Raw genomic sequence first — 15,518 nt, forward strand, 5'->3', positions numbered from 1 at the left:
GCGGACCGTCCCGAGGATCCGGCCCGCTTCTCGTGTGCTTCCTCAGGCGCTCAGTGCCGTCATAGGCGGGTGATGGAAAGTGTCAGAGAACACCCGCTCGCTCGCACCGACACGATCGAGGTATGGCGTGACGCCGCCCATCTGGAACGGGTAGCCCGCACCGAGAATGAGACAGAGATCGATGTCTTCCGGTGCATGCACCACGTCGTCCTGCAGCATCCGATGGATCTCATCTGCCAAGCCGTCTTGCACGCGGCGGAGGATCTCGCTCTTCGCAAGCGGTGATTTGCCTCCCGAGACGATCTTGAGTGCCTTCTTGTCGAAGCCCTTGATCTTGCCCTTTGAGTCCTTCTCGAACAGGGCGCCGTAATCGGCGAGCTTGTGCAGGTTCTCTGAGTCGTAGAAGCGATCGGGAAACGCGCGGTGGTGTGTGTCGAGAACGTGGGCTCCGACCCGGAGCCCAACGAGGTCGAGAAGCTCTGACGGTGCCATCGGCAGGCCAAGAGAGGAAAGGGCCTCGTCGACGTCGGAGAAGCTCGTCCCGTTGTCGACGGCGTACATCGCCTCACCGAGAAGCTTCGCCAGAACGCGATTCACGACGAAACCGGGGGTGTCGCGCGTGATGACAGCGTTCTTTCGCAGGTTCTTCGCCGTCGCCATCGCCGTCGCCAGAGCCACATCGGTGGTTTTCGGGGTGCGCACGACTTCGATGAGCGGCATGACGGCAACGGGATTGAAGAAGTGAAAGCCGACAAGCCGCTCCGGGTGCTCGAGCTTCGCGCCGATCTGATCGACGGAGAGTGACGAGGTGTTGGTCGCGAGGACGGCTTCGGGCGCGACGTGCTTCTCGACATCGGCAAAGACGTCTTGTTTGACTCCGAGCTCCTCGAACACGGCCTCGATGACCCAGTCGCAGTCGGCGAAGTCCGCCTTGTCGGTCGTGCCGTGCACGAGAGCCTTGAGGCGATTCTGCTCGTCAGACGAAATCCGTCCTTTGTCGGCGAGTTTGTCGATCTCTGCGCGAATGCTCTCGACGCCCTGATCGACGCGTGTCTGGTCCAGGTCTGTGATGACGACAGGAACCCGGAGCCGACGCACGAACAGCACAGCGAACTGCGTGGCCATGAGGCCGGCACCAATGATGCCGACCTTCGTCACACGCTGAGCGAGGTCCTTGTCCGGCGCGCCGGCAGGGTGCTTCGCACGCTTCTGCACGAGGTTGAACGCGTACACGGAGGCACGGAACTGCTCACCCGCGATGAGGTCGGCAAGTGCCGCGTCTTCGAGAGCAAAGCAATCCGCTTTCGAGCCCGATTTGGCCGCTTTCAGCAGCTCAAGAGCCTTGTACGGAGATTCGGGCACCGTGCCGATCTTCGACTCGAGCATCTTGCGAGCAATGCCGATCGCGGCATCCCACTTCACTGTGCGTTCGATCTTTCCCGGCACATTCTTGCGCTTCGGCTTGATCGAACCGTCGATCACGTCGGAGGCCCACCGAATGGAGTCCTCGAGAAAGGTCGAGGCTCTGAACATGGCGTCGGCAATGCCCAGTTCGAAGGCCTGGGGTGCCTTCAGCATCCGGTTCATCTTGAGGGGGTTCTCGATCATCACGGTGAGGGCGTTCTCGATGCCGATGAGGTTCGGCAGCAAATACGATCCTCCCCAGCCGGGGATGAGCCCGAGGAAGACCTCGGGAAGGGCGATGCCCTGAGCAGACGCGTCGATCGTTCGATAGTTCGCATTGAGCCCGATCTCGAGGCCGCCGCCGAGGGCGAGCCCGTTGATGAACACGAACGTCGGGGCACCGAGGTCCTCGAGCTTGCCGAAGACGTGGTGGCCCAGCTTGGGCAGAAGTGCAGCGATCTCGCGCGACGGAATGTCGTTGACCTTCGAGAGATCGGCGCCGGCCGCGAGGATGAACGGCTTGCCCGTAATGGCCACTCCCGCGATCTCTCCCGAGCGTGCACGCGTTCGCAGGGATTCGATCGTCGCGTCGAGTTCCAGCAGTCCGATGGGACCGAACGTGTTGGGACGCGTGTGGTCTTTTCCGTTGTCGAGGGTCACAAGGGCGAGTGTCTTGCCCGACGGCATCGTGACGTCACGCACGTAGTTGTGGGTCACGACCTCATCGCGCGACATCTCGACAAGCGGATTGAAGTCGATGTTCGAGTAGTTCGTCTGAGTCACTTGCGACGTCCGTTCCACGAGGGGTTCTCCCAGATCACTGTTCCGCCTTGACCAAGGCCGACACACATGGCGGTGACGCCGTAGCGCACCTCGGGATGCTCGGCGAACTGCGCCGCCAGTTGGATCATGAGGCGAACACCAGATGCTGCCAGGGGGTGTCCGACGGCGATCGCACCGCCCCACGGGTTCACCCGCGGATCGTCGTCAGCAATGCCGAAGTGGTCGAGGAACGACAGCACCTGAATGGCAAAGGCCTCGTTCAGCTCGAAAAGTCCGATGTCGTCGATGCTGAGTCCGGCCTTGCGCAGCGCCTTTTCCGTCGACGGCACGGGTCCAAGTCCCATGATCTCCGGATCGACACCGGCAAATCCGAAACTCACCATGCGCATCTTGGGGGTCAGGCCGAACTCCTTCACGGCGTCCGCGCCGGCGAGAAGGCTCACGGTTGCACCGTCGGTCAGGGGAGACGACGTGCCAGCCGTTACGCGGCCGTGCGGGCGGAACGGTGTCCGCAGCCCGGCGAGCCCTTCCATCGTCGTCTCCGGGCGCATTCCCTCGTCTTGCGTCGCAAGGCCCCAGCCCGACTCGCTGCGCGTCGCGACGGGAATCAGGTCAGGCTGCAGCTTTCCGTTCTCGTAAGCGGCAGCGACCTTGTGCTGACTCAGCATGCCGAAGCGGTCAGCGCGTTCCTTCGTCAGATGCGGAAACCGGTCGTGAATGCGCTCGGCGGTCTTGCCCATGTCGAGGGCGTCGGCGCTGACGAGCTTCTCGGCGAGGAATCGCGGGTTCGGGTCTGCGCCGATTCCCAACGGGTGGCGACCCATGTGTTCGACACCGCCCGCGAGGGCGACATCGTATGCTCCGAACGCGATGCCCCCGCCGACGGTGGTCACGGCAGTCATCGCACCGGCGCACATGCGGTCGATGGCAAAGCCCGGAACCGACTGCGGCAGGCCCGCCAGCAGCGCGGTCGTGCGACCCAGTGTCAGACCTTGGTCTCCCTGCTGCGTCGTCGCGGCGATCGCCACGTCATCGATGCGGTCCTTCGGCACATCGGGATTTCGCTCGAGGAGCCCGGTCATCGCCTTGACGACGAGGTCGTCGGCGCGCGTCTGCCAGTACATGCCCTTCTCGCCCGCGCGACCGAACGGGGTTCGGACGCCGTCAACGAAATAGACGTCAGCGTTGCTCGTCACTCTGCCTCCTTAGGGGTTCTTCTCGACCCTACGAGGCGGAGTTGGCGTGATGGAATCCTTTGCTTGTTTCTACGATGCAGATTCCGGCTCGGGCGCGCCGATTTGGGCAGCATCCACAAACGCTTGGGCGATTGATTGTGCGGTCGCTTCACATTGCCACGCACGTGCTCCGGACGCACGGAGCCTTGCGGCGATTGCCTCGGCGTTCACCGATGCTGGCGGGTGCCAGGCCACCTCCCGCAAGAGCGAGGGTTTCAGCACGTTCTCCACCGGCATGCCAAGTGCGTCCGCGATCTTCGCGATCGCTGGCTTGGCGCGTTTGAGGCGCGCGTCGGCTTCCGGGTCGCGATCTGCCCACGCGCGCGGCGGTGGTACGTGATCGCCGTTGCCTCGTCGCACCTCCGGAATGTCGTCGGTCGTGAGTCCGCGTTCGACGGCCGACCACCATCTGTCGAGCTCAGTTCTGCTGGCCCGTCCGGTGAACTCACGCAGACCGGCGAGTGCTTCCTTGGTCTTAGGCATCGATTTGACGACCGTGACGAGGGAGCGGTCGGGAACGAGTCTGCCCGGTGCGGTGTCAGTCTCGCGCGCGAGCTCGTCACGCGCGTGCCAGAGCTCGCGTGCAACGGCCAGATGCCGTGAACCGCGAACCGAGTGGATGCCGCTGAGTTTGCGCCACGGATCGGGGCGGGGCGGCTTCGGCTCCGCATGAAGCTCGGCGTCGAACTCTTCCCGCGCGATGCGCGTCTTGCGCTGATCGACGAGGCGCTGCTCAAGCTCGTCGCGCACGTCGACGAGCAGCTCGACGTCGAGTGCAGCGTACTCAAGCCATGGTTGCGGCAGGGGGCGCGTCGACCAATCGGCAGCTGAGTGCTCCTTTGCGAGGTGAACGCCGAGCGTGTCCTCGACGACGGCCCCGAGCCCGACTTTTGACATGCCGAGCAATCGCGCGGCCAGCTCCGTGTCGAAAAGCGTGTGCGGATCGATGCCGACGTCGCGCAGGCTGGGCAGATCCTGGCTTGCCGCGTGCAGGACCCATTCGTCGTCGCCGATGGCCTCGTTGAGATCGTCGAATCGGCCGATCGCTGGCGCATCGAAGAGGAAGACGCCGGAGCCCCGCCGGAACACCTGAATGAGGTAGGCCTTCTGAGAGTAGCGGTAGCCGGAGGCGCGTTCCGTATCGATCGCGACAGGTCCTGACCCTGCGGCAATCGAGCGCAGGGAACTGGCGTATTCGGATGCTGTGTCGATGACGTGACGATCAGTCACGAGCCGTCCTGCGGGCGGAAAGCAATGTCACTCCTTCGGTCGTGGGCGGAAGGCCGGCGAGCATGCACAGCAGCTCGGCCCACCCCTCCACGTGGGCGGACACACTCGACTCGAGAGGTGTCCACGATGCCCTCAATTCAATCTGAGCTCCGTCTCCCTGGTCGGCTAGCTCACCAAACCCCGTCGAGAGGATTCTGGTGGCGGTCCCTGACGCGGCGGTGTACTTGGCGTCGCGAGCGTCGAGTGCATCGACGAGCCAGGACCAGGCGACATCAGTGAGAAACGGGTCGAGCCCGATCTCTGTCTCAAGCGGCGCTTGCGCAAAGCAAACAACGCGAAAGCGTCCGTGCCACGACGACGGCTCACTTGGATCGTACAGGATGATGAAGCGACCAGTGCCGAGTTCGGAATCCGTTCCGTGAGCGCTCGGCCGAACATCCGCCGACAGCGCAAGCGCGTGCGGGGCAAGCTGAGCCGGCGCTGGAATCTCAGAGACGACAAGCTCTTCGCGAAGTGCAGCAGCGCGCACGGCTGCCGCGGCCTCGGTGAATTCCTGGGGCACGTCTTCGATTTCCGATCGGTCAGCCACACCCAGAGACTAGAGTTATTCTGCGATGAAACGACCGTGCCACGCCGACCGGCGCTCCCGACGACTGTGGCCGCTGAGTGCCTCCGCCCTCGCCGTTGCCGCTTTCGGCGGCTTCGCCGGCGTGACGGCAGAGGTCGCCCGACGTGTGGTGATTCCCGACGTGTCGCGGGCGAACAACACCAAAGTCGTGCACGTCGACGCTTCTGAGCAGACGATCACGCTCTCATCGACTCCAGACACCCGGCTTCCCGGGCGCTACGGCCTCTGGGTCAATCGGCTGAGCGACTACGTGCGTCTTGGCGAGATCGTGGCTGAGACACCGCGCACGGTGACCCGTCGCGTGCTCTCCGACCTGCCCGATCCTGTCCGCCACGGAGGAGCGTCGTTCAGCGGCTGGTACTACCGGGATGTCGCGGCTCTCGGTCTGCCCGTGCAGGACTGGGACGTCCCCACAGAGAACGGGGCAGCACCCGCCTGGTACTTTCCGAGCGACGCCCCGCTCGCGCGAGGGTGCGCAGTGCTCGTGCATGGCCGAGGAGTGCAGCGCAACGAGGTGCTGCGCGCCGTGCCGGTCATTCGTGCGCAAGGATACGACTGTCTCGCCATCTCGTACCGCAACGACGGCGACGCCGCGGCCTCACGCGACGGTCGCTACATGCTGGGGCAGACCGAGTGGAAAGACGTGGATGCGGCCATGCGCGAAGCCGCGCGCGCCGGTCACACGCGCTTCGTTCTCATGGGCTGGTCGATGGGCGGCGCCGTGTGCCTTCAGACGGCGGCACGATCGGAACGCACGTCTGACATCGCCGGCCTCATTCTCGAGTCGCCCGTCGTGGATTGGCGCACGGTGCTGCGGTATCAGGCCCGAGCCTCCCGCATCCCATCTCTCGTTCGCGACGCGGCCATGTGGCTCGTCGGCAGTCGACTGAGCCGCCTGGTCACGGGGCAGCGAATTCCGATCGATTTCGACCGGCTCGATCGTGTCGCGCACGCGGTCGACCTGCGGCATCCGGTGCTTATTCTGCACAGCGACGACGACGGATTCGTGCCGTCGGATGCCTCGCACGCCCTCGCCGAGGCGCGCCCAGACCTCGTGACCCTCGACACCTTCGCGGTCGCGAGGCACACGAAGCTCTGGAACTACGACAGCTCGCGCTGGAACCGTACGATCACGCGCTGGCTCGCGTCGCTCAGCTGAGTCAGCGGGCGTCGGCGCTCTTTTCGCGCACCTGGCGCTTGATGCGCGCGAGCATCCCACTCATTCCGCTCAATCGAAGCGGCGAAACCGCTCGGCCGAGACCGAGCATCTGCGGGAAGTCGTCGGGCACAGCGAGCACGTCGTGCATGCTGAGCCCCTCGAGTCCCTGGGCGAGGATGCTTGCGAAACCGCGCGTCGTCGGTGCTTCGCGCGGTGCCGATGCGATGACCGATACCTCGTCGTCGGCGACCTCGACCGTCAGGAACACGGGCGACTGGCACTCGACGACTCGCTCGAGCAAGTCGGGATGGTCAGCGTATCGATCGGGAAGCTCGGGCAGCTCGTTCGCGAAATCGAGCAGCAGCAGAAGCCTGTCCTGCTCCTCAAGGTCAAGAAACTCGTCGCGGATCTCCGCGAGCGCTCCCGTCACCGGTGCATCGGACATGCCCTTGGTCCCTTCTTCACGCGCGCCGCGGCTGTGGAGCGGCGCCCGGCTCATCGCCGATCACAATAGGAACGCCGACAGAGCTGCCCCATTCCGTCCACGAGCCATCGTAGTTGCGCACGTTCTGAAGGCCGAGCAGGTGACGAAGCACGAACCACGTGTGGCTCGAGCGCTCTCCGATGCGGCAGTAGGCGATCACATCGTCGCTTGTGCCAAGCCCTGCCGTTTGCCGGTACACCGCGTCGAGCTCGCTCACAGGCAGGAACGTCCCGTCCTCTGCGACGGCCTTGCCCCACGGCACGTTCGCTGCGCTCGGAATGTGCCCCGCCCGCAGGGCACCCTCTTCTGGATATGCGGGCGCCGTCGTACGATCGCCGCGGTACTCCTCGGGGGACCTGACGTCGACGAGCGGCTTTCCGAAGTGCGCAAGCACGTCGTCGCGATAGGCGCGCAAGGTCGAATCATCGCGGGCAACGACGGGGTACTCCGTGGCTGATCGCTGTGCAGCATCCGTTGTGAGCGCTCGCCCTTCGGCGATCCATTTGTCTCGCCCGCCGTCGAGAAGACGCACGTCGGCGTGACCGAAGAGGCTGAAGACCCAGAGCGCATATGCGGCCCACCAGTTGCTCTTGTCGCCGTAGATCACCACGGTGTCGTCGCGCGCGATTCCCTTGCGGCTCAGCAGCGCGGAAAATCCCTCGCCGTCGACGTAGTCGCGGGTCACCGGGTCATTGAGCTCGGTGTGCCAGTCGATCTTCACAGCTCCGGGAATATGCCCGGACTCGTACAGCAGAACATCTTCGTCGGATTCGACGACGACCAGACCTGGGGAATCGAGGTGCTCCTGAAGCCAGTCCGTGCTGACGAGACGGCTCGGGTCGGCGTAACTCGCGAACTTCTCGGTTCCTGCATCGGCCTCAACGGTCATCGTTCCTCCTCTGTACTCATGGCGGGCACGCCGGTTCACGGCGTTAAGCTGGATGCTGTCATGCCCGACGATACGCTCGCGGGCTGAGTGTTGTCGTGCGCCAGCGTAAGAGTCTGACACAAGCCGACAGCCCGCATTCACGTGAAGGCCCGCCACCCGATGAATATTCCCCCGTCACAGACCGGGACCGTCAAACACCTCGTCGACCGCCGTCCCGAGATGTCGGGGGAGGACCTCGCGGCGAACCTCGTGCCGCCGCCTCAGTTCGCCACGGCGAGCTTTGACTCCTATCGGCCCGACGATGACTATCCCTCGCAAGCTGCCGCCGTCGACTACCTGCGCACGTTCTCTGCAGGGGCGGTCCCGAAGAAGCCGAAACTGTTCTCTCGCAAGCCAAAACAGGATGCTGTGAAGCCCGGCGTTTACCTGGACGGCGGCTTCGGCGTCGGTAAGACGCACCTGCTCGCGGCGCTGTGGCACGCCGAACCCGGAACGAGGAAGTACTTCGGGACGTTCATCGAGTACACGGCGCTCGTTGGTGCCCTCGGCTACTCGGGCACCGTGAAGCTGCTCTCAGGATCGACGCTCATCTGCATCGACGAGTTCGAACTCGATGACCCGGGCGACACCATGATGATGACGCGACTGCTGACCGAGCTGGCCGCACAGGGCACCCGGCTTGCGGCGACGTCGAACACGCCGCCGAACGCCCTTGGCGAGGGACGATTCGCCGCGCAGGATTTTCTTCGCGAGATCCATTCGCTCGCGAGCACGTTCGAGACGCTCCGTATCGACGGCGTCGATTACCGCAGGCGCGCCATCGAAGGCCACTGCGCAACAGCGACCGACGCCGAGATCGACACGGCGCTCGAGCAGGCGACAGCATCTGGTTCCAGCATGACCGACGACGACTTCTCAGCCTTGATCGAGCATTTAGCCGTCGTGCACCCTTCTCGGTTCATCCGACTGCTCGACAACGTCGACGAGATCGCCCTCCGCGACGTGACGCAGCTGGACTCGCAGGCCGCAGCTCTGCGCCTCGTGGCATTCATCGACCGCGTGTACGACGCACAGCTCCCGATCATCGCGAGCGGCATCCCCCTCGACACGGTCTTCTCAGAAGAGATGCTCTCCGGCGGTTTTCGCAAGAAGTATCTGCGCGCCATGTCTCGCATGATCTCTCTGACGACGCAGTCCTGAAACGCCCCGTTCACACGCGAACGGTTCTGTAACCGGGCCGAAACGCACGGTGTCAGTCGTCGAAACATTCCCGCCAGATGCTGAGTGCACGGCGACGTCCGTCGCCGGCAGCACTATCGAGAGGCAGGGAACATGGATACCGGAAGCATTGCCTGGGCCGTCGTGGCCACAGCGCTTGTGCTCCTCATGACGCCGGGCGTCGCGTTCTTCTACGGAGGGCTCGTCAAAGCGAAGAGCGTCGTGAGCATGATGATGATGAGCTTCGGGGCTCTCGCTCTGATCAGCGTGCTGTGGGTGCTCTATGGCGCCAGCATGAGCTCGGTCACGGGCCTCTGGGACTTCTCGGGGAACCCTCTCACCGACCTCGGTCTCACAAACCTCGCCGCAGGGGAGACGGCGAACACCGACCTGCTGGGATCAGCCTTCGGCGCGACGTTCGCCATTATCACCGTCGCCCTGATCTCCGGCGCGATCGCCGACCGCGCACGATTCGGCTCATGGATGCTGTTCGCCGGCGTGTGGGCGACGGTCGTGTATTTTCCGGTGGCCGCGTGGGTGTGGGGCGGCGGCTGGATCCTGCATCTCGGCACCGTGCTCTTCGGCGAAGACAGCACCACAGCCGTGATCGACTACGCGGGCGGAACAGCAGTGCACATCAACGCCGGCGCTGCCGCGCTTGCGCTTGTGCTCGTGCTCGGAAAGCGCACGACGTTCGGCACCGTCGCCGACAAGCCTCACAATGTCCCCCTCGTGCTGCTCGGTGCCGCGCTGCTCTGGTTCGGCTGGTTCGGCTTCAACGCCGGTGCCGAGTGGACAAACGACCTCGCGAACGTAGGGCTCATCACCATCAACACGCTTGGCGCAACAGCGGCCGCAATCATCGGCTGGCTCATCGTCGAGCGGGTGAAAGACGGCAAGCCGACGTCCGTCGGGGCTGCTTCGGGCGCCGTATCAGGTCTCGTCGCCATCACGCCTGCGTGCGCGAACCTCACGCCAGGCTGGTCGCTGCTTCTCGGGATCATCACGGGAGCCGTCTGCGCTCTTGCCGTCGAGCTCAAGTTCCGGCTCGGCTATGACGACGCTCTCGACGTCGTCGGCATTCATCTGGTCGGCGGCCTCATCGGCACCGTATACCTCGGGTTCTTCGCCACAGGCACGGGACTGTTTCTCGGGGGAGGGCTTCAACAGCTCACGCTGCAGATGCTCGCCGCCGGTGCCGTGCTCGCATACAGCTTCGGTGTCGCCTGGCTCGTTGCAACAATCATCGAGAAGACAATCGGCTTCCGTCTCGCACCCGATGCTGAGGTCGCGGGAATCGACAACTCGGTGCACGGAGAAAGTGCCTACGACATGGCCGTGCGGGAAACGGTCTGACGTCTCGTTTGCCCGTCCCTGTGTGCGTGCGGGGACGGGCAAACCTCTCGCTACGCTGAGAGTATGACCCGACTTTCCAGCAGCTATCGCACGACAGAGACCGACCAGATCACTCAGGATGCTGAAGATGTCACTGCCGCACGCGAAATGATCGAAAAGGCGGTTCCCGACGGGTTCGAGATCATCCAGCTCGATATCGGCAAGACCGAGGAAGGTGCTCGCGTGACGGGCATTATCCGGTCGACGACGATCACGCCGATTGAGGCGTCTGGACCCGATTACCCCAGCGCACTCGAGGCACTGCGCGCACAGGTTCCGGATGGCTGCGTCAGCACGGGCATCCTGATCGTCGAGGAGTGAGCCGGGCTCCGCAGCGCGACGAAGCCCGAACATGAAAAAACCCCGACACTCTGAGGTGCCGGGGCGGAACGTGGGCGATACCAGATTCGAACTGATGACCTCTTCCGTGTGAAGGAAGCGCGCTAACCAACTGCGCCAATCGCCCGCATCGGCGGCCTCTGGCCGGTGCGACACTCGATACTAACCGAGAAAGTTTGTCCGCGCACAATCGGCATTAGCGACAGCATCCGAAGCCATAAACGACACGCGCGAGATGCGCCGGTTTGAACATTCGCGGACTTTTCGGTTACAGTTTTTGAGCACGCAGAAATGCGAGCAACGCGGATGTGGCGCAGTGGTAGCGCATCACCTTGCCAAGGTGAGGGTCGCGAGTTCGAATCTCGTCATCCGCTCGAGTGCTGAGGATCAGTCTCAAGGCTGGTTACGGCCTGTGGGCATCACCCACACGCGGTGGCGTGGCCGAGAGGCGAGGCAGCGGCCTGCAAAGCCGTCCACACGGGTTCGAATCCCGTCGCCACCTCGCCTCAAATGAAATAGCCCAAACGGGCGCGATTGGCGCAGCGGTAGCGCGCTTCCCTGACACGGAAGAGGTCACTGGTTCGATCCCAGTATCGCGCACAGAAAAACCCTTCGGCTTCGGCCGAGGGGTTTTGTGTTTCTCGAGCGCGGTCCAGGGCACAGCGCAAGGCGACTAAAGTTGACTAGGTCACATGCCAGCCAGCCAAGGAGTGAAGACCGGTGCCAGACGGATTCGATCTGTTTTCTGACCGCTCCGTTGTCGCCATGCGCGTCAACGGCGAGCTCAAAGATCTCGCGACGACGGTAACGGCGGCAGACGAGGTGGAAGCGGTCGATATCACGTCCGCCGACGGTCTGAACATCCTGAGGCATTCGGCCGCGCACGTGCTCGCGCAGGCCGTACAGCAGATCAACCCCGAGGCGAAGCTCGGAATCGGGCCGCCCATCACCGATGGCTTTTACTACGACTTCGACGTCGTGGAGCCCTTCACGCCTGACGATCTCAAGGCGCTGCAGAAGAGCATGGAACGCATCGTGAAGCAGGGACAGCGCTTCGTCCGTCGCGTCGTGACCGAAGACGAAGCACGCGCAGAGCTCGCATCGGAGCCGTACAAGCTCGAGCTCATCGGCCTCAAAGGCAACTCGGGCGACAGCGAAGAGAATGAGAACGTCGAGGTGGGCGGTTCGGAGCTCACGATCTACGACAACGTCGACCCGAAGACCGGCGAGACGCTGTGGAAAGACCTGTGCCGCGGACCGCACCTCCCGTCAACCCGGCTCATCGGCAACGGCTTCTCACTCATGCGCGTCGCCGCCGCATACTGGCGCGGGTCTGAGAAGAATCCTCAGCTGCAACGCATCTACGGCACCGCGTGGCCAACGAAGGACGAGCTGCGGGCCTACAAGACGCGGCTCGAAGAAGCGGCGAAACGCGACCACCGTCGTCTGGGGGCAGAACTCGACCTGTTCAGCTTTCCCGATGAGATCGGATCAGGCCTCGCGGTGTTCCACCCCAAGGGCGGAATCATTCGCGCGGAGATCGAAAACTACATGCGCGAGCGACTCGTCGCCAACGACTACGAGCTCGTCAACACACCGCACATCACCAAGGGGCATCTGTACGAGATCAGCCAGCATCTGAACTGGTACAAAGACGGCATGTTCCCGCCCATGCACCTCGACGAGGTCATCGGCGAAGACGGCGCCGTCGTCAAGCAGGGTCAGGACTATTACCTCAAACCCATGAACTGCCCCATGCACAACTTGATCTATCGAGCGAGGGGACGCAGCTACCGAGAGCTTCCACTACGACTCGCGGAGTTCGGGACGGTCTATCGATACGAGAAGAGCGGTACCCTCGCCGGGTTGACGCGGGTTCGCGGCCTGACTCAAGACGACGCGCACATCTACGTGACCGAGGAGCAGATCCGCCCGGAGGTCGCACGGCAGCTTGAGTTCGTTCTCGAGACGCTGCGCGGCTACGGACTCGACGACTTCTATCTGGAGCTGTCAACGAGAGACCCAGAGAAGTCCGTCGGCTCTGATGAGGCATGGGAAGCGGCGACGGAGACCCTCAGGCAGGTCGCGCTCGAGTCCGGGCTCGAGCTGGTCGATGATCCGGGCGGCGCCGCCTTCTACGGTCCGAAGATCTCGGTTCAGGCTCGCGACGCCATCGGACGCACGTGGCAGCTCTCGACCGTGCAGCTCGACTTCAACCAGCCGGAGCTCTTCGAGCTGGAGTACACGGCTGCAGATGGCAGCCGCAAGCAGCCGACGATGATTCACAGAGCCCTGCTGGGGTCGATCGAGCGCTTCTTCGCGATTCTGCTGGAACATTATGCGGGCGCATTCCCGGTATGGCTTTCGCCGGTTCAGGTCGTCGGCATTCCCGTCGCCGACGAGTTCGGGCCGTACCTTGATGACGTCGCATCGCGCCTCCATGAACGCGGCGTCCGTGTCGAAGTCGACCATTCGGACGACCGCATGCAGAAGAAGATTCGCACGCACACCAAGTCGAAGGTTCCTTTTCTGCTCATCGCCGGCGAAGAAGACCGCTCGCAGGGCAGCGTGAGCTTCCGGTTCCGCGACGGCACGCAGCTCAACGGCGTTCCGGTCGATGAAGCGGTGTCTCGAATCGTCGCGAGCATTGAAACCCACGAGCATGTCGTAACAGCGTGGGCACAATGACGCACGAGCAGGAACCCAAGGCCGAGACCCCCCAGGACTTCCACCTGGCGGGCGTGCCCGACGAATTCCAGCGGCTGTGGACGCCGCACAGGATGGTCTACATCCAGCAGGGTGAGCCCGAAACTGAGGACTGCCCCTTCTGCAGGGCTCCGAGCATGGCGGATGAAGACTCTCTCATCGTCGCTCGCGGTCGGCACGCCTTCGTCATCTGCAATCTCTTCCCGTACAACTCGGGTCACCTTCTCGTGTGTCCGTACCGTCATATTTCGACGTATGATTTGGCCACGCCAGAGGAAGTTGCTGAGATCGGAGAGCTGACCCAGATCGCGATGCGCGTGGTGCGCTCCGTCTCAGGCAACCACGGTTTCAACCTCGGGATGAACCAGGGCGCCGTTGCCGGAGCCGGAATCTCGGCGCACCTGCACCAGCACATTGTGCCGAGGTGGGCGCAAGACGCCAACTTCCTTCCCATCATTGCCAAGACCAAAGCGCTTCCTCAGCTGCTCGGAGAGGTTCGTGAGACCCTCGCCGAAGCTTGGCCGAAGCCCGAACACACAGAAAATGAGCATCATGACTGAGAGCAACTCGCAGAACGAATTCGGCACCGGCCGCGTCAAGCGCGGACTCGCGGAGATGCTGAAAGGCGGCGTCATCATGGACGTCGTCACGCCCGAGCAGGCGCGAATCGCCGAAGACGCCGGAGCCGTCGCCGTGATGGCGCTCGAACGCGTTCCCGCCGACATCCGCGCTCAGGGCGGCGTCGCGCGAATGAGCGACCCCGATCTCATTGATGCGATCGTCGCAGAGGTGTCGATTCCCGTCATGGCCAAGGCTCGCATTGGGCACTTCGTGGAGGCGCGGGTCCTCGAGGCCCTTGACGTCGACTACATCGACGAGTCCGAGGTGCTCAGCCCGGCCGACTACGTCAATCACATCGACAAGTGGCAGTTCACGGTTCCCTTCGTCTGCGGTGCGACAAACCTCGGAGAGGCACTCAGGCGCATCAACGAGGGCGCCGCAATGATCCGCTCAAAGGGCGAGGCTGGCACGGGCGACGTGTCCGAGGCCACCAAGCACATCCGCAAGATCACCTCAGAGATCCGCGGCCTCACCGCACTGTCGACAGACGAGCTCTACGTAGCCGCGAAGGAGCTTCAGGCGCCTTTCGCACTCGTCGAGGAGATCGCACGCACAGGAAAGCTTCCCGTCGTGCTGTTCACAGCCGGGGGAGTGGCTACGCCTGCGGATGCTGCCATGATGATGCAGCTCGGCGCCGACGGCGTCTTCGTGGGATCGGGCATCTTCAAGTCAGGCAATCCAGAGCAGCGTGCCGCCGCCATCGTGAAGGCGACCACCTTCCATGACGACCCCTCGGTCGTTGCCGACGTCTCTCGCGGCCTTGGCGAGGCGATGGTCGGAATCAACGTCGGCGATCTTCCTGCACCGCACCGCTTGTCTGAGCGTGGCTGGTAGACCCCGGATCGGCGTACTCGCCCTGCAGGGCGACGTCAGAGAGCACCGGACAGCGCTGAGCCATTTCGACGTTGACGTCGCCTCCGTGCGGACTGCAGAAGAGCTTGCTCACGTCGACGGCCTCGTTCTCCCGGGTGGCGAGTCGAGCGTCATCGACAAGCTGAGTCGCCTCTTCGGAATCGCCGAGCCGTTGTCGACGGCAATCGGCGACGGGCTGCCGGTCTTCGGAACGTGCGCAGGACTCATCATGCTCGCTCGACGACTGACGGACGGCATCGCCGGGCAACAGACTTTCGGGGGACTGGACGTGACGGTGCAGCGGAACGCGTTCGGCTCGCAGACGGACTCGTTCGAAACCGATGTGGACGTTGCCCTTCTCGGAGCTCCGCCCGTGCACGCAGTATTCATCAGGGCACCACTCGTCACGGACGTCGGGCCGGCCGTTCGGGTTCTGGGCCGCCTCGGTGACGGCAGGGTCGTCGCCGTCGAGGATGGCAACGTGATCGGCACATCGTTCCACCCGGAAGTCTCCGGAGAGCTGCGCTTTCATGCACGTTTCGTCGAGCGTGTTCATGCCCGTGCGGCGTGAGGCG

General features: G+C 63.7%; 14 protein-coding genes and 4 tRNA genes. 11 read left to right on the top strand and 7 right to left on the bottom strand.

All coding sequences use genetic code 11. The features are described 5' to 3' along the window. Positions 1–42: 42 nt before the first annotated feature. The 4 genes from ATJ78_RS11075 to ATJ78_RS11090 all read right to left on the bottom strand — a co-directional run bounded on the left by ATJ78_RS11075 (position 43) and on the right by ATJ78_RS11090 (position 5,241). The gene (locus ATJ78_RS11075; RefSeq protein ID WP_098409336.1) at positions 43–2,139 is read right to left on the bottom strand and encodes a 3-hydroxyacyl-CoA dehydrogenase NAD-binding domain-containing protein; all 2,097 of its coding nucleotides are present in this window, start codon (positions 2,137–2,139) and stop codon (positions 43–45) included. Positions 2,140–2,183: 44 nt separating this feature from the next. Continuing rightward, positions 2,184–3,383 (bottom strand): thiolase family protein, encoded by a 1,200-nt coding sequence (locus ATJ78_RS11080; protein ID WP_098407648.1) that lies wholly within the window; start codon positions 3,381–3,383, stop codon positions 2,184–2,186. Positions 3,384–3,452: 69 nt separating this feature from the next. After that, positions 3,453–4,652 carry an HRDC domain-containing protein gene (locus ATJ78_RS11085; RefSeq protein WP_098407649.1) on the bottom strand — a complete coding sequence of 400 codons (1,200 nt, stop codon included), beginning with the start codon at positions 4,650–4,652 and terminating at the stop codon, positions 3,453–3,455. After that, entirely contained in the window at positions 4,645–5,241 is a 597-nt protein-coding gene (locus tag ATJ78_RS11090; protein WP_098407650.1) for a DUF3000 domain-containing protein, read from the bottom strand. Before ATJ78_RS11090 ends, ATJ78_RS11085 begins: the two co-directional genes overlap by 8 nt. A gap of 25 nt (positions 5,242–5,266) precedes the next feature. Between ATJ78_RS11090 and ATJ78_RS11095 the strand changes: the two genes are divergently transcribed. Beyond that, positions 5,267–6,439 (top strand): alpha/beta hydrolase family protein, encoded by a 1,173-nt coding sequence (locus ATJ78_RS11095; protein ID WP_098407651.1) that lies wholly within the window; start codon positions 5,267–5,269, stop codon positions 6,437–6,439. Position 6,440: 1 nt separating this feature from the next. Here ATJ78_RS11095 and ATJ78_RS11100 read toward each other — a convergent pair whose 3' ends face one another. Then, positions 6,441–6,884 (bottom strand): SufE family protein, encoded by a 444-nt coding sequence (locus ATJ78_RS11100; RefSeq protein ID WP_098409337.1) that lies wholly within the window; start codon positions 6,882–6,884, stop codon positions 6,441–6,443. A gap of 16 nt (positions 6,885–6,900) precedes the next feature. After that, positions 6,901–7,812, bottom strand: a complete 912-nt coding sequence (locus ATJ78_RS11105) for a sulfurtransferase (RefSeq protein WP_098407652.1) — start codon at positions 7,810–7,812, stop codon at positions 6,901–6,903. 159 nt (positions 7,813–7,971) lie between these two features. Here ATJ78_RS11105 and zapE point away from each other — a divergent pair, with 159 nt between their 5' ends. From zapE to ATJ78_RS11120, 3 genes are all read left to right on the top strand, one after another. Continuing rightward, complete coding sequence (gene zapE / locus ATJ78_RS11110; RefSeq protein WP_098407653.1) at positions 7,972–9,012, top strand: cell division protein ZapE; 1,041 nt, start codon at positions 7,972–7,974, stop codon at positions 9,010–9,012. 132 nt (positions 9,013–9,144) lie between these two features. After that, complete coding sequence (locus tag ATJ78_RS11115) at positions 9,145–10,386, top strand: ammonium transporter (protein ID WP_098407654.1); 1,242 nt, start codon at positions 9,145–9,147, stop codon at positions 10,384–10,386. A 63-nt stretch (positions 10,387–10,449) separates the two neighbouring features. Then, complete coding sequence (locus tag ATJ78_RS11120) at positions 10,450–10,746, top strand: hypothetical protein (protein ID WP_098407655.1); 297 nt, start codon at positions 10,450–10,452, stop codon at positions 10,744–10,746. A gap of 71 nt (positions 10,747–10,817) precedes the next feature. Here the strand turns inward: ATJ78_RS11120 and ATJ78_RS11125 are convergent. After that, positions 10,818–10,891 (bottom strand) — tRNA-Val (locus tag ATJ78_RS11125). 175 nt (positions 10,892–11,066) lie between these two features. On the opposite strand from ATJ78_RS11125, the gene ATJ78_RS11130 reads away from it, so the two are divergent. The 7 genes from ATJ78_RS11130 (at position 11,067) to pdxT (ending at position 15,514) form a co-directional block, all read left to right on the top strand. Then, positions 11,067–11,138 (top strand) — tRNA-Gly (locus ATJ78_RS11130). 57 nt (positions 11,139–11,195) lie between these two features. Continuing rightward, a tRNA-Cys gene (locus tag ATJ78_RS11135) sits at positions 11,196–11,266 on the top strand. A gap of 26 nt (positions 11,267–11,292) precedes the next feature. After that, positions 11,293–11,364: transfer RNA gene (locus ATJ78_RS11140), tRNA-Val, on the top strand. A gap of 165 nt (positions 11,365–11,529) precedes the next feature. Further along, positions 11,530–13,452, top strand: coding sequence for a threonine--tRNA ligase (gene thrS / locus ATJ78_RS11145; protein ID WP_245836401.1), 1,923 nt, complete (start codon positions 11,530–11,532; stop codon positions 13,450–13,452). Continuing rightward, on the top strand, positions 13,449–14,030 hold the full coding sequence (locus tag ATJ78_RS11150; RefSeq protein ID WP_098407657.1) for an HIT family protein: 582 nt from the start codon (positions 13,449–13,451) through the stop codon (positions 14,028–14,030). Before thrS ends, ATJ78_RS11150 begins: the two co-directional genes overlap by 4 nt. Further along, a complete protein-coding gene (gene pdxS, locus ATJ78_RS11155; protein WP_211288460.1) occupies positions 14,023–14,925 on the top strand; it encodes a pyridoxal 5'-phosphate synthase lyase subunit PdxS in 903 nt (300 codons plus the stop codon). The genes ATJ78_RS11150 and pdxS overlap by 8 nt, the downstream gene beginning before the upstream one ends. Further along, positions 14,915–15,514 (top strand): pyridoxal 5'-phosphate synthase glutaminase subunit PdxT, encoded by a 600-nt coding sequence (gene pdxT / locus ATJ78_RS11160; protein WP_245836291.1) that lies wholly within the window; start codon positions 14,915–14,917, stop codon positions 15,512–15,514. The genes pdxS and pdxT overlap by 11 nt, the downstream gene beginning before the upstream one ends. Positions 15,515–15,518: the final 4 nt, after the last annotated feature.

The sequence above is a fragment of the Paramicrobacterium agarici genome, assembly GCF_002563955.1.
GTDB lineage: Bacteria > Actinomycetota > Actinomycetes > Actinomycetales > Microbacteriaceae > Paramicrobacterium > Paramicrobacterium agarici.